A 13,559-nucleotide genomic window follows, 5' to 3' on the forward strand; every position below is an offset into this window, starting at 1 on the left:
TCTATATAAACTTTTTAAAAAAATATATAATGCTTCTTGAGAAAAACTTAGGAAGGGTTAAATATGGACTTACAATCAATTAGTTATGTAATTGATACATTCTTTGCAATCTTTGCAATGACACTTATTATTTTTATGGTTCCAGGTTTTGCTATGCTTGAAGCAGGACTTGTAAGAACTAAAAACGTTTCGGCAGTATTAATGGTAAATACAATGATTTATGCAGTTGCATCATTGGCATTTTTACTTGTTGGTTATTCAATTGCTTTTGGAGACTTTGGAAGTGATTCAATGTCAAAGTGGGCAGCATTTTTATTTCAAATGGCATTTGTTGGTAAAGTAATTAATATTATGTCTGGTGGGGTTAGTGAAAGGGCAAAAGTTTTACCTTTAGCTTTATTTACTGTAATCATGGGAGGATTTATTTATCCAATAGTAGTTAACTGGTCATGGGGAAGTGACATGTTAGCTGGAACATTTTTAGATTTATCTATGTATGATTTAGCAGGTTCTACAGTTATTCACTCAACTGGTGGATGGGCATTATTAGCTGCAATCTTAATTATTGGTGCAAGACGTGGAAGATATCCGAAAGAGGGTGGTGTAAGAGTCATTCCAGCATCAAATATTCCTCTTGTAACATTAGGTGCCTTTCTTTTATGGATTGGTTGGTTTGGATTTAATGGTGGTTCCGTAGGTTCAATTGCTTCAAAAGAGAGTGCAGATGCAGTTGCTTTAACTATAATGAATACAAATACTGCTGGTTTATCAGGAGCTATTATTGTTGGTGCTTTTATGTATTTTAGATATAAAAAACTTGATATTACTATGGTACTAAATGGTGCATTAGGTGGATTAGTTGCTATTACAGCAGGTCCAGATTTATATGATATTTATACTCCAATTTTAATTGGTGCTATTGGTGGAGCACTTGTTGTATTTGGTGTATCATTTTTTGATAGATTAAAACTTGATGATCCTGTAGGGGCTTTATCAGTTCACTTATTAAATGGTATTTGGGGAACATTAGCCGTTGGTATTTTTGCAAGTAACGGGGACGATATCACATTTTTAGGACAATTAAAAGGTGTAATAGTAGTTGCAATATTTGCTTTTTTAGTTTCATACATTGTATTATTTATTATTAATAAAGTAGCACCATTAAGAGCTCACAATGATGAAGAAATGCAAGGTTTAGATGTTGAAGAGTGTGGTCTAGAAGCTTATCCTGAGTTTAAAAGAGCATTTTAGATTATAATTTGATTTTAAATATATTTTGTTAAAATATAAAGATTAATAAAAAGGATTAATAGTGAAAAAAATTGAAGCAGTGATTAAGCCGTTTAAATTAGAGGATGTAAAAGATGCTTTAACTGAAGCAGGTATTACTGGTATGACTGTATCTGATGTAAAAGGATATGGAAGACAACAAGGACATTCTGAGTTATATAGAGGTGCTGAGTATGTTGTTGACTTCTTACCAAAAATTAAAATTGAACTAATTGTTGCAGAAGATAGTGTTGATAGTACAATTGATATTATTATTAATGCAGCAAAAACTGGGAAGATTGGGGATGGTAAGATCTTTGTTTCACCTATTGAAAAGACAATTAGAATAAGAACTGGTGAAGAAGACGAGGACGCTCTTTAGTATGGATACTTTTGAAATAGACTCTGCTTTGGATATGCACCTTCACTTGCGTGATGGTGAAATGCTAAAACTAGTTGGGCCTTTAACATCTGAAACTTTTAGTGGTGCATTAGTTATGCCTAACTTAGTTCCTCCTGTTACAACTAAAGAAGCAATGTTAGCATATAAACAAAGAATTAATGAAGCATGCAGTGAAGATAAGTTTGAACCATATTTAACACTATTTTTTCAAAATGACTACTCATATGAGTTTTTAGAAGATATCAAAGATGATATTATAGGTATTAAACTTTATCCTGCAGGTATCACAACAAATTCTGAAACAGGTGTTGCTTCAATGGATGTTGAAGTATTAAGACCAACACTAGAGTCTATGAGTAAATTAGGTATTCCTCTTTGTATCCATGGTGAAACAAATGGCTTTGTTATGGATAGAGAAAAAGAGTTTATGCCTATATATGAGTCTATTGCACAGGCTTTCCCTAATTTAAAAATTATTATGGAACATATTACTACAAAAGATGCAGTTGAGCTTCTTGATAAGTATGACAATCTTTATGCAACGGTAACATTACATCATTTATTAATTACTCTTGATGATGTTGCTGGTGGAATGTTAAATCCACATCTTTTTTGTAAACCAATTGCAAAAAGACCTGAAGATAGAGATGCTTTATTAGATGCAGCATTAAAAGCACATCCAAAACTAATGTTTGGAAGTGATTCAGCTCCTCATCCAAAGCATAAAAAAGAGTGTTGTGGTTGTGCAGCAGGTGTATTTACATCACCAATTGCATTACAAGTATTAACGCAACTTTTTGAAGAGAATGATTCTTTAGATAATTTAAATGCTTTTATAAGTTTAAATGCAAGAAAAATTTATAATTTAAACCCTGTAAAAAAGAGTATAAAATTAGTGAAGAAGAACTTTGTTGTTCCAGCTTCATATAATTATAAAGGTGAAAATGTAGTTCCAATGTATGCTGGTGAAGTGTTAAATTGGTCTATTCAATCAATTGAAGACTAAGGAAAATTAATATCTTCCTTGTCTTTCTTGAAGAAGCCGTTTTATATTTTCAGAAGACTCTTTGGCTTTTTTAATTCTTTCTTCTCTCATCTCTCTTAACGTATCAAGCGTCTCTTGTTTTTCATGGTCAATATTAGACTCTATTTGAATAGCTTTTCTATTGTTTTGAATACCAGATACTGCTGCAAATTTTTCAGTATTATTGATATAAACTTTTGCTGATGGTGATGTTGCATTTTTATTAAATACAATTACATCTTCTGCTTTTAAACCTAGCAGTTCAGATACTGTCATTTCTGTTTCTGCCATAATTGCTTCAATACTCATTTTAGCACCAGATATAAGTGTTGTAATATCTCTTTTTCTACTAGCTTTTTTATTTCTACCTTCTGAGAAGATTTTTTCAACAATTTTATTTAAAAGTGTTTCAATATATGATATTGGATAACAAATTGATAAGAATCCTGATTCTTCATCAATTGTAATCTCAAGTACAACTAGTAAAACAATTTCGTGGTCAGAAATAATTTGAATTGCATTTGCATTTGTATCCCTTGACTCAATTTTGAAGTTTAAAGTTGTAACTTCATCCCAAGCTTTATACATATGTTTAACAAACATTTTATAAAAGTGTTCAAAAATATTTACTTCAATTTCTGTTAATTCTCTATCAAGATTATCACTTGCAGCAACCGCTCCACTTCCTAGTAGTTCAGCAATAATTTTGTGGGAAATACCAGGGTTGCACTCAATTACAATTCTTCCTTCTAAAGGTTTTATTGATAGTGTGTTTAAAGAAGTAAGTTGAGGAATAGAAAGAATAAACTCTCCGTATGTCATTTGTTCAATAGAGTATAATTTAATATCAACAATCTTTCTAAGCATTGCAGAAAGGTCTGTAATTAAATCCCTTAACATTTTATCATGTAAAGTAGAGAAAGCTTTGAACTGTTCATTAGATATTCTGTTTGGCTTTTTGAAATCATAAATAGAGTAGTTTTTTTCTTTTGATACAATCTGCTCTTCAGCTGCCGTTTCAATCTCTTCACCGGCATCTGCAATATCTAAAAGTGCATCAATTTCATCTTGACTTAAAAATTCAGCCATATTATCCTCTTATCTCTAATTCAACATCTAAAGCACCAAGGTCTTTGATCATTTTTAAGGTATCAATTATTTCTGTAATTGGTAATTTCATAACTTTCATCGCTCTTACTAAATCAGAAACTGTAGGTTGTTTTTTTGTATTCATAAGTGTATTATCAATATTTACAGCAACAGGTTTATTATCTAATCTTACATCATCACCTATGTCTTGACCTCTATTTACTTTTTTATCATCCCACTGCGCATCAGTAAGTTCAGATTTTTTAATTCTAATAGTAAAATCATTTTTAGCAACTGTTACTGGTCCAATTGGAATATCAAGTCCGGCAATTATAGTTTCTCTTGCAACATCTATAATGATTTTCTTTTTAAATGTTGAATCTAAAGGAATACTTTGAACATCTGATAAAAACTTAACAATTGAGCTAGTTGGTGGTTTTTTTACAAAAATTGTTCTTGTATCAAGTGCTACAGCAAGGGGTTTATTAAAAAAATCATTGATTTTTTTCTCAACTAAATATGCTTGTTTAGCATCATTTTTTAATAAACTTAATTTAATGCTATCTTCATTTTTAAGTGAATATTCTACTTCATTTTCAACTGTTGCTCCTTCATAAATGAAACCAGTAGTTTCATTTTGACTATCTGCAACAATAGAACCTTGAGCAAGTGCATAAACCTGTCCATCAACTGCTTTTAATTGAGTTAGCAGTAGTTCACCATTGTCAATAGATTTTGCATCCCCAATAGCTGAAATTTTTACTTTAATCTTGTCCCCTTGTCTTGCAAAAGGAGGAAGTTCCGCTGTTACCATAACAGCTGCAATATTTTTTGATTTAATTGATGATGCTGGTATTTTTATATATGAGTTTCGAAGAAGGTTTTGTAAACTTTGCATAGTAAATTGTGATTTGTCTCCAGAGCCTGCAAGCCCCACAACAAGACCATATCCAATAAGTTGGTTATCTCTTATTCCTACAACATTTGAAATATCTTTAATAGTTACAGCATAAATACTTTGTAAAAAAAATAATAAAACTATAAAAAACTTCAACACTACACCTCTTTGATAATTGAAAATATTTTATCTAAAATTTTATAAAAACAAGGTATAATTTTTTTTAAAAATAATTTTAGGGCAATCTTTTGACTATATACATCTACGGTAGTGAAAGTTTTAAAAATGAAATAAATGATATTTTAAGACATTCAAACATAAAATTTAGACTCGATGACAAGGGTGAAGTAAAAGAGTTAAAGAGTTTGGATCAATTAAAAGCAGCAATAGAAGATAACCCTAATAATATATATTTAATTGATGACTCAAAAATTATAAAAAAGAATATATTTACTGATAAAATAAATTTTTTTAAGCCTAAAGATGGAATAGAGCAAGAATATCTTTTAGACCATGGAATAGGTGATGTTTCTGTTGATTCTATTGATGAACTATCTAAACATATAATTAGAAGATTAGATTCAATAGTTGGAAAAGAAGATAATATTGATGATATTCAAGACTCTATTATTGAAATTGTAGAAGATGCTTATCATGAATCTAACTCAGATAATACAGATGAGTATTTATTGGATCAAGTACAAGAAGTAAATCCTGATGAAGAGACTTCAAAAGATGATATTGAAGAAGTAACCTTAGATGATGAATTAAGTGCTTTATTGTCTTCTTCAAAAGATGAAGATTCTTATTTTTATGATGAGGAAGAAAACGAATCAGAAATGAGTGATGAAGAAGCCCTTGCAGATATTTTAAATCAAGTTGAAGAAGTTGAGATACCAAAAAAAGAAGAGTCAGATTTTGATCCAGCTTCAAATTTAGATGATTTGTTAGTACAATTAGAAGAAAGTCATAATGAGCAAATAGATGAAAAACCTGAAACTGATGAAGAAAAAAGTGATTCACAAGACTTGCAAGATGTTTTAGACCAAATAGAAGAAAGTTCTATTCCATTAAAAGAAGATAAAGAAGCTACAGATCCATTAATAAATTTGAGTTTTGATGATAATTTAGATAATATTAATATTAATGAATCGAGTATTGATGTAAAAAAAGATAGTAATACTCAAGGAGAAAATATGTCAGATGAGTTTTCAGAGTTTGATACTCTGAGTGAGAATGATATTCTTGCTGCATTAAATAATGTAGATAATGTAACTGTTACAAAAGATAATGAAGATACAAAAAATGTACAATCTGATAATTCATCAAATGCCCTTGATGTAAATTCAGCAAATACAGATGATATTGCTAAGTTAATTACACAATTATTAAACAATAAGACTTTAGAAATAACAATTAAAGTTAAAGAGTAGTATGGATCTAATAGCTATTGCAGAAAATACGGTAAAAATAATTCTTATTTTAGGATTACCGTCATTGATTGTAAGTATGGTAATTGGACTTATAATCTCAATTTTTCAGGCAGTAACGCAAGTTTCAGATGCTTCTTTAACTTTTGTACCTAAAGTTATAGTTGTATCTATTTTTGTTTTAATTACTTTACCTTGGGTAGGTGATCATATTACTACATATACAAAAGACCTTTGGGATTTAATGTTGGTTTTTGGAGAGTGATTTATGATTGATCAATTATATAATTTGAAGAAACTTCAATCTGATCAAAAATTTATGGAAAGAGCTCAGTTACAGTCAAAAATAAATCAATTAGATGCAGAGATTATGTTAACACATAATCAAATCAATAGTGCTTGTGTTCAAAAGTTTGGTGCTATTTCAGATTTTGCAGTTTTAGAAATGCATAAAAATACAATGAAAGAACATGTAAAAAAATTAGAAGCTGAAAAATTTGGAGTTGCTACAAAAATGCAAAAAGTTATTGAAGAAATAGTAGAACTTCAAAAAGAGACTGAGCAATATGAGTATATGCTTGATGAAATTAAGCAAGAGAAACAATTGAAAATACTAAAAGCAGAAATGGAAGCTTCAGAAGAGTACGTTCAAAGTAAATATATAAATAGATAAGGAGAGTATTTGTTAAAAATTGTAATTTTATTTTTAATATCAACAATAGTTTTAAATGCTCAAGAAGATAGAGTAACTAGTGCAGCTTTAATTAAACAAAAAATTGAAGTAAAAGAATTAAAAAAAGAGCTTAATATTTTTTATAATAAGAAAGAAAAAGAGTATCAAGAAAGAAAAAAAGAGTTACTTGATTTAATAAAAAAAGTTGAAAATGAGAAAAAAGCAATTGCTAAAATAAGAGATGAAAATCTTCAACTTTTAAAAGATATAAATGGAGAAGTTGAAGGGAAAACTTCAAAAATTTACAATAAGATGAAACCAAAAGTAGCAGCTTCAATATTTAATGAAATGATTAATAGTGGAAAAGTTGAAGATGTTTTTGATATAATCTTAAGATTAAAAGAGAACAATGTTACATCATTAATGAAATTTTTAAGCCCAAAAAATGCAGCAATGCTAACATTAATGCTAAAAGACTATAGGGCAAAAAATCAGGACGAAGGATAATTATGGCAGAAGAAAATGGCGAAACTAAAGCTGGTGGTGGAAAAGGTTTAATGATAGTGCTTATAGCACTGATTGTTATTTTATTGCTTGCAGTAGGTGTTGGTGGTTATTTGCTAGTTAGTAGTGGAGTATTAAATGGTCAACAAACAGAACAACAAGTACAAAAAGCAGAAGCTGGCGATTCAAATGAAATGTATAAAACAGCAATTAATGATTTAGTACTTAATATTACTAATGCAAAAGGTAGAGAAAAACTAATGAAACTATCTTTTCATATAAAAAGTACAGAACCTACAATTGAAAAAATAGTTGAAGAGTATAAACCAGAAATAGTAGATGCTGTTATTGCACAAATTAGTTCAAGAAGTTCAGAAGAGTTATTAACTGTAGGTGGCAAAGCACTTTTAAAAGAAGAGCTAATGGAAGATATTAATAATATTATTAATGAAGTAACATCAGGTAATGATGATGTAAAAAGAAATAATGTTAAAAATATTTTATTTACAACTTTTGTAATTAAATAAAATGATAGTTGCAGTTAAAACTAATAATAAAAAAAGACTTTTAATAAAAGTAGCTTCTGCAATTGCAGTTGTAGTAATGTTTATTGCTTATTATTTTCATATGAGTAATGAATTTGCTATGCAACAGAAGAAAGAGCAAGAACAGAAATTAAAAGCAATTGAAATAGATAATCAAAAAGCTATGCAAAAAAAGTTAGAAAGAATTATTTATAGAGAAGTTGAAACTGCAGTTGATTTAATTGGACAAAGAAATATCCAAGATGTTAAAATTATCTCAGATAAAGTTTTGATTTTAGCAGATGTTGGGACTAACTTAGAGGCACTAAAAGTTAGATATGGAAGTACAGCTTTAATAAAAAAAGATTTAAAAAATATAAAAATTGCTATTGATTTAAAATATGTAATTGAGAGTAAAATGAATGAAATTAAGTAAATATCTATTATTAACAATTTTACCATTTTTATTGGCAGGATGTGTTGAACAACCTGAAATAAAGTTTGAAAAACCAGCTCTTCAAATTCCTAAAAAAGAGCCAGTAGTTCAAAAGAAAAAAGGTTCTTTATATTCAATGAGAGGACCTTCATTATTTGCAGATAAAAAAGATTTACAAATTGGAGATATAATCCAAGTTAAAATTAGTGAATCATTAAATTCAAAAACAAATACAAAAAGAGAAATAAGTTCAGACAGAAACTCTAACTTAGGTGGTGGACTGGTCTCGCAAATGGATGCTAATATTCCTCTATCTTCTACCGTACAAAAAGCAGCAGATAAGTTTAACTCTTATGCAGGTGTGAATTTTGGAACTAAAAGCAAAAGTGAAAATACTGGGGAAGTAAAAACTAATCTTAGTGAAACATTTACTACTAGTGTTTCTGCTATAATTGAAGAGACATATCAAAATGGTAACTATTTAATTCGTGCACAAAAAGAGATGTTAATTGATGGGCAAAAGCAATCATTAGTTTTAACTGGAGTAATAAGACCTTATGATATAACCCCTGAAAATTCAGTAACTTCATCACAAGTTGCAAATTTGAAGATATTATATATAAAAGATGGTGAAGAGCAAGATGTTATGAGAACCCCTTGGGCAACTAGGATTCTACAGACTTTCTGGCCTTTTTAATCTAATTTTAAGAAATGTAATGTGATAATTAGTAAAAGTATCACAAAAAGGAGTAATTATGCTAAATTCATTACATGTGGCACAGAGTGGTCTTTATGCCTCAAAAAAAGCCATAGAAAATGTATCAAACAACATAGCTAATGAAAATACTCCAGGGTATAAAAAAAGAGTTGTACAATTAAGTGAATTAGAATTAACTGATGCTCAATTTACGGGACGTGGAGTAAAAGCTGATTCAGCCTATAGAATCACCTCTCAATATATGTATGACAACTTAATGAATGAAAATACTAAAATGAATTACTATGATACTATTTCAAGTATAACTGGAAATATAGAAATTATGTTTGAAGAAACAGATGAAAGTGGTTTTTCAAGTGATTTAGATAGATATTTTCAAGCAATTGAGAACTTAAGAACAAATCCAAATTCAGAAATATATAGAACAACATATAAAACACAAGGTAGAGTATTAGTAGAGTCTTTACAAAACCTATATTCAAATATTGAAAAAGAAGAAAAATTAATAAAAGTTTCTTTAGAAGAGAATGTAAAAAAAGTTAACAACTTAATTAATGAAATTGGTGAAATAAATCAACAACTTGGACAACATAAAGAAGCTTCAAATGATTTACTAGATAAAAGAGATCAACTTGAAAAAGAGTTATCTAAATATGTAGATATTGAAGTTGATAGAAGCAATAATGAATATATGTTAAAAGTTGGTGGCGAAATTGCAGTTAGATATAACACAAATATTCGTGAAATAAATTTAGTTGAGGAAAACTCTCCTCAAATAGATAGATTTTCAACAAATCCTCCTTCAGGCAAACCTGGCGATGCTATTGCAGAAAATTATGATATAGGTCCTGGTGACAAAATATCATACAAATTCAATAATGAGTTTGAAGTATCTGTTGAAATAGGTAGTAATACTTATAAAGATAATGAAGGTAATGAATATAAAATTGATTTTGATGAAGATGGTGTAGCAGATACTGTAGATGAAACAAATTATATTAGAGCCTTATCTTTTGCAATTAATAGTAATAAAGATATTTCTGAGCATGTAACAGCATATAATGGTGATTATTCTGTTGATGAACAAGGTAATATCATTGATAATACTGGAAAAGATGAGTTTTTAAGAGTACAAGCAAATGTTGATGGAGAAGATGGTAAGTTTCAAGGAAGAATTGTTGTAGAAGAGGCTTATAATCCAACTTATGAAGGTAAAAATACAGTTGCTCCAGCAGATAGAGTTGATAGTGATTTGTCTAAACCAGTTGAAGGATATAAACATATTGTTATTGATGGAGAAGGCTTTAGTGCATTAGAAGGGGATTTCTCAGTTTTAGCAAGTGCACTTAATGGAAGTCCTACTTTTTCACCTACAAGTTATGACGCTACTTCAGAAACATTAACTATTAATGGTACTTCTTTTTCAACGGCAGGAAAAACATTTGATGATTTAGTAGCTGATATAAATGCAGATGGTACTTATACAGCAGCAGAAGGTAATGCATTTGTAGTAAATAATAAGAAATTTATTACTGCTGGAGAAGATTTTGCAGCATTAGCAACTGAAATAAATTCTGACCCTAATTTTGTAGCTTCTTATAATGCAGTTACTGAGCAGTTATCAATAAATGGGCATAATTTTTCAACTGCTGCACCTGCAACTTATAGAGATGTTGCAACAGTAATTAATAATAATACTTCGTTTACTGCTTCAACAGAAATTAGAGGTTCTATTAGCATAACAGTAGATGGGGAAGAGAAAAAGTTTAACATTACTGATACTACTACATATGCTCAACTTGTAGATAAAATAAATGCGGATCCAGATTTAAATGCTTCTGTAACTGAAGATGGAAAATTCACAATTTCAAATCTAAAAAATAGAAATGAAACTTTAGAAATAGTTGAAGATTTACCAACACCTTTAGGAATAGAACAAGTTAATAAAAATAATGGTTCTATATTTAAAAATGAGCAACAAAGTAAAGAGGCAGAAGATAAAGTATATTTATCAGTTTATGATAAAGAGATAACTTTAAAATCAGGAATATTAAAAGGTCAAACAGAAAATTTAACAACAAATTCACCTAATAATAAGATTATTGATTATAAAGAAAAGTTAGACAATTTTGCAAGAACATTAAGTGATGTATATGATAAATTTGTTAAAACAAGTGCTACTGGTGATTATATTTATGGGCATGTAGCAACTGACAAATATAATGGTGATAGAGAAGTTAAAAATTTAAATCTTTTTAGTGGTATGGATGTAATGTCTTTAAAATTTAATGAAGAAGCTGTAAATGATCTTAATCAAGTAGATTTAGATTATATGGCAACCATGCAATGGAAAAAAGATTTAGAATTTGATGGTTTTGAGCAAGATGCATCTAGTTTAAACATTACATCTTTATCAGAATATTTTCAAGAGATTAGAGTAAATATCTCTTCTGATAAAGAAAATAATGATTTCTTACTTGAAACACAAGAAACTGTATATCAAGCAATACAGTTTAAGTTCGAACAACTAACAAAAGTTGATTCAGATGAAGAGATGATTAATTTAATGCAATTTCAAGCAGCATATACAGCAAATGCAAAGATTATTACTGCTGTAGATGAGATGATCCAAACTCTTCTTGGAATGTAAAGGAGGCAATTATGGCTGAAGGAATCTTAGGATTAGGAAGTTCTAGTTTAAACCAAGAGCTTTTTGATAAATTAAAAGAAGCAGATAGAGCTGCAAGAGTACAACCAATTGAAGACCGACTTAATGCTATTACAGAAGAAGGTGGTGAAAGTGATGCACTAAAAGCTATTATAGAACAAGTTAATATATTCTTAGATAGTGTAAAACCTTTTGACCTTTTTGTTAAAGGTGGAATAAATGCTTTTAATCAAAAATCAGCAAATGTTGTAGGTACTTCTGCTGTTTTTGATGCAGTTAATGTTGGAAAAATTAGTGAAGGTACAACAGAAGTTTTTGTAGAGCAGTTAGCAAAAAAAGATGTTTTTCAATCTAATACTTTTACTGATAAGGATGCAAAAATACCTACAGATAATAGTATTGTAATTAATGGGAAAACTTTTACTACTGATGATGAAAACTATGGAGCTTTAGCACAAGCAATCAATGATGAGGGAACAATGACTGCTACATATGATGCTGCTGCACATACTTTAACTCTTAATGATAATGCAGGAAGTGGAGATGTTGTTTTTTTAACTGCTGAGAAATCATATAGACAGTTAGCTTCTGAAATTAATGAAGAAGATAGTTTTACTTCTTTTGTTACTAAACCTATATCTGATGATATTTTAACATTGTCTCAGCCAGGTAAACCTGTTTACCAAAGTGATGTTATGGTATATGGTAAAGAAATAGTTGATGCTGATGGTGGAACTATAACAGTGACTGTAGATGGTGTAGATAAAGAGTTTACTGTTAGTGCAGAGACTACTTATGATGATTTAATCAAAGAAATAAATTTAGATGAAGATCTTGATGCAAGATTAACTTCTGAAGGTAGGTTATCAATATCTCATGCTGATAGAGAAACAGAAATAACTGTAACTGAATCTTTAACTTCAGAAACTTTAGGAATGTCATTAGGTGAAAAATTTTCTACTGCTAATATCACATATGAGCAATTAGCAAAAAAAATAAGCAATAATAGTAGTTATAATGCAAATATTGAAAAAGTAGGAGTTGATTCAAATAGATTAGTTATTAAAAGTGTTGAGTCTGGACTTGAACATGCAATTACTATTACTCAAACTGGGATAACAGACTTAGGTTATGGTGAAGCTGCAAACCATACAGTAGAAGCACAAAATTTAAAAGCAACTGTGGATGGTATTAATTATAATGTTTCTTCAAATGTTATAGTTGTTGATGGTGGATTAAAAATAACTGCAGTTGAAGAAAACGAACCAGGAGAGTTTTCAGCAATTTCTATTGAGAAAGATGTTTCTACAGTTCAACCTATGGTACAAGAATTTGTTACACAATACAATGCTTTAATATCTAAAATTGATGATGAATTATATTCTGCTGATAGTAAAATACAAGATAAGTCAGTCCTTAGAACTATAGTTGAAGGGGTTAAAAAAGAACTTTTTGGGGAATATGGAGAAGATGAAGATTTAAGTATCTTTAATTTTGGTTTTGAAATTGATAAAAGTGGTGTTTTAAGTTTAGATAGTGAAAAGTTTAATGAAGCACTAGAAAACGATATTGATTCTTTAAAAAATCTTTTTATTGGAGCAGCTGAGAAGCCTGGATTAGGAACTCAATTAAAAGAGTATGTTGATTCATTAGACTCTTTTGAAGGTTTGCTAACTAAATATGAAGAGAATATGAATTCAAGAAAAGAATCTTTAGAAGAAGATGTTGAAGAAGCACAAGAATCTTTAGATAGTAGATATGCATTATTATCACAGCAATTTGCATCATATGGTGCAGTAATTGCACAGTTTGAAAACCAATTCTCAGGTCTAAAAATGATGATTGAACAATCAACATCAAGTAACTAGAATTAGTTCAACTTAAGTAAAATTATAATATACTTTTCGAATATTAATTGGAGAA

General features: G+C 29.3%; 14 protein-coding genes. 12 read left to right on the forward strand and 2 right to left on the reverse strand.

The genetic code is table 11. The features are described 5' to 3' along the window. The first annotated feature begins 63 nt into the window (after positions 1–63). From CRV01_RS02260 to pyrC, 3 genes are all read left to right on the forward strand, one after another. The gene (locus CRV01_RS02260; RefSeq protein WP_129006626.1) at positions 64–1,251 is read left to right on the forward strand and encodes an ammonium transporter; all 1,188 of its coding nucleotides are present in this window, start codon (positions 64–66) and stop codon (positions 1,249–1,251) included. Between the two features lie 61 nt (positions 1,252–1,312). Next, positions 1,313–1,651 (forward strand): P-II family nitrogen regulator, encoded by a 339-nt coding sequence (locus CRV01_RS02265; protein ID WP_129006627.1) that lies wholly within the window; start codon positions 1,313–1,315, stop codon positions 1,649–1,651. 1 nt (position 1,652) lies between these two features. Further along, on the forward strand, positions 1,653–2,678 hold the full coding sequence (gene pyrC / locus CRV01_RS02270; RefSeq protein WP_129006628.1) for a dihydroorotase: 1,026 nt from the start codon (positions 1,653–1,655) through the stop codon (positions 2,676–2,678). A gap of 6 nt (positions 2,679–2,684) precedes the next feature. On the opposite strand, the gene fliM is transcribed toward pyrC, so the two are convergent. Further along, the gene (gene fliM / locus CRV01_RS02275) at positions 2,685–3,785 is read right to left on the reverse strand and encodes a flagellar motor switch protein FliM (protein ID WP_129006629.1); all 1,101 of its coding nucleotides are present in this window, start codon (positions 3,783–3,785) and stop codon (positions 2,685–2,687) included. A 1-nt stretch (position 3,786) separates the two neighbouring features. Beyond that, entirely contained in the window at positions 3,787–4,842 is a 1,056-nt protein-coding gene (locus CRV01_RS02280; protein ID WP_258238294.1) for a flagellar basal body P-ring protein FlgI, read from the reverse strand. A gap of 89 nt (positions 4,843–4,931) precedes the next feature. Here CRV01_RS02280 and CRV01_RS02285 point away from each other — a divergent pair, with 89 nt between their 5' ends. From CRV01_RS02285 to fliD, 9 genes are read left to right on the forward strand one after another with little or no spacing between them, the layout of a single operon-like run. Continuing rightward, complete coding sequence (locus CRV01_RS02285) at positions 4,932–6,116, forward strand: hypothetical protein (RefSeq protein WP_129006631.1); 1,185 nt, start codon at positions 4,932–4,934, stop codon at positions 6,114–6,116. A gap of 1 nt (position 6,117) precedes the next feature. Further along, complete coding sequence (locus tag CRV01_RS02290) at positions 6,118–6,378, forward strand: flagellar biosynthetic protein FliQ (RefSeq protein ID WP_129006632.1); 261 nt, start codon at positions 6,118–6,120, stop codon at positions 6,376–6,378. Between the two features lie 3 nt (positions 6,379–6,381). Further along, positions 6,382–6,786, forward strand: coding sequence for a hypothetical protein (locus tag CRV01_RS02295; RefSeq protein WP_129006633.1), 405 nt, complete (start codon positions 6,382–6,384; stop codon positions 6,784–6,786). Positions 6,787–6,795: 9 nt separating this feature from the next. Then, a complete protein-coding gene (locus CRV01_RS02300) occupies positions 6,796–7,293 on the forward strand; it encodes a MotE family protein (RefSeq protein ID WP_129006634.1) in 498 nt (165 codons plus the stop codon). 2 nt (positions 7,294–7,295) lie between these two features. Continuing rightward, complete coding sequence (gene fliL / locus CRV01_RS02305; protein WP_129006635.1) at positions 7,296–7,817, forward strand: flagellar basal body-associated protein FliL; 522 nt, start codon at positions 7,296–7,298, stop codon at positions 7,815–7,817. A gap of 1 nt (position 7,818) precedes the next feature. Next, on the forward strand, positions 7,819–8,250 hold the full coding sequence (locus tag CRV01_RS02310) for a hypothetical protein (RefSeq protein WP_129006636.1): 432 nt from the start codon (positions 7,819–7,821) through the stop codon (positions 8,248–8,250). Then, positions 8,237–8,947 carry a flagellar basal body L-ring protein FlgH gene (locus CRV01_RS02315; protein WP_129006637.1) on the forward strand — a complete coding sequence of 237 codons (711 nt, stop codon included), beginning with the start codon at positions 8,237–8,239 and terminating at the stop codon, positions 8,945–8,947. The genes CRV01_RS02310 and CRV01_RS02315 overlap by 14 nt, the downstream gene beginning before the upstream one ends. Before the next feature lie 58 nt (positions 8,948–9,005). Continuing rightward, complete coding sequence (locus CRV01_RS02320) at positions 9,006–11,618, forward strand: flagellar basal body rod C-terminal domain-containing protein (protein ID WP_129006745.1); 2,613 nt, start codon at positions 9,006–9,008, stop codon at positions 11,616–11,618. 11 nt (positions 11,619–11,629) lie between these two features. Continuing rightward, entirely contained in the window at positions 11,630–13,504 is a 1,875-nt protein-coding gene (fliD, locus tag CRV01_RS02325) for a flagellar filament capping protein FliD (RefSeq protein ID WP_129006638.1), read from the forward strand. Positions 13,505–13,559 lie beyond the last annotated feature (55 nt).

It is taken from the genome of Arcobacter sp. CECT 8983, assembly GCF_004118855.1.
In the GTDB taxonomy this organism is placed as follows: Bacteria; Campylobacterota; Campylobacteria; order Campylobacterales; family Arcobacteraceae; genus Halarcobacter.

Excerpts from the sequence above, each read along its gene's own strand:
- CRV01_RS02260 (WP_129006626.1), top strand. The coding sequence starts at position 64 with ATGGACTTACAATCAATTAGTTATGTAATTGATACATTCTTTGCAATC.
- pyrC (WP_129006628.1), top strand. The coding sequence starts at position 1,653 with ATGGATACTTTTGAAATAGACTCTGCTTTGGATATGCACCTTCACTTG.
- fliM (WP_129006629.1), bottom strand. The coding sequence starts at position 3,785 with ATGGCTGAATTTTTAAGTCAAGATGAAATTGATGCACTTTTAGATATT.
- CRV01_RS02290 (WP_129006632.1), top strand. The coding sequence starts at position 6,118 with ATGGATCTAATAGCTATTGCAGAAAATACGGTAAAAATAATTCTTATT.
- CRV01_RS02295 (WP_129006633.1), top strand. The coding sequence starts at position 6,382 with ATGATTGATCAATTATATAATTTGAAGAAACTTCAATCTGATCAAAAA.
- fliL (WP_129006635.1), top strand. The coding sequence starts at position 7,296 with ATGGCAGAAGAAAATGGCGAAACTAAAGCTGGTGGTGGAAAAGGTTTA.
- CRV01_RS02310 (WP_129006636.1), top strand. The coding sequence starts at position 7,819 with ATGATAGTTGCAGTTAAAACTAATAATAAAAAAAGACTTTTAATAAAA.
- CRV01_RS02315 (WP_129006637.1), top strand. The coding sequence starts at position 8,237 with ATGAAATTAAGTAAATATCTATTATTAACAATTTTACCATTTTTATTG.
- CRV01_RS02320 (WP_129006745.1), top strand. The coding sequence starts at position 9,006 with ATGCTAAATTCATTACATGTGGCACAGAGTGGTCTTTATGCCTCAAAA.
- fliD (WP_129006638.1), top strand. The coding sequence starts at position 11,630 with ATGGCTGAAGGAATCTTAGGATTAGGAAGTTCTAGTTTAAACCAAGAG.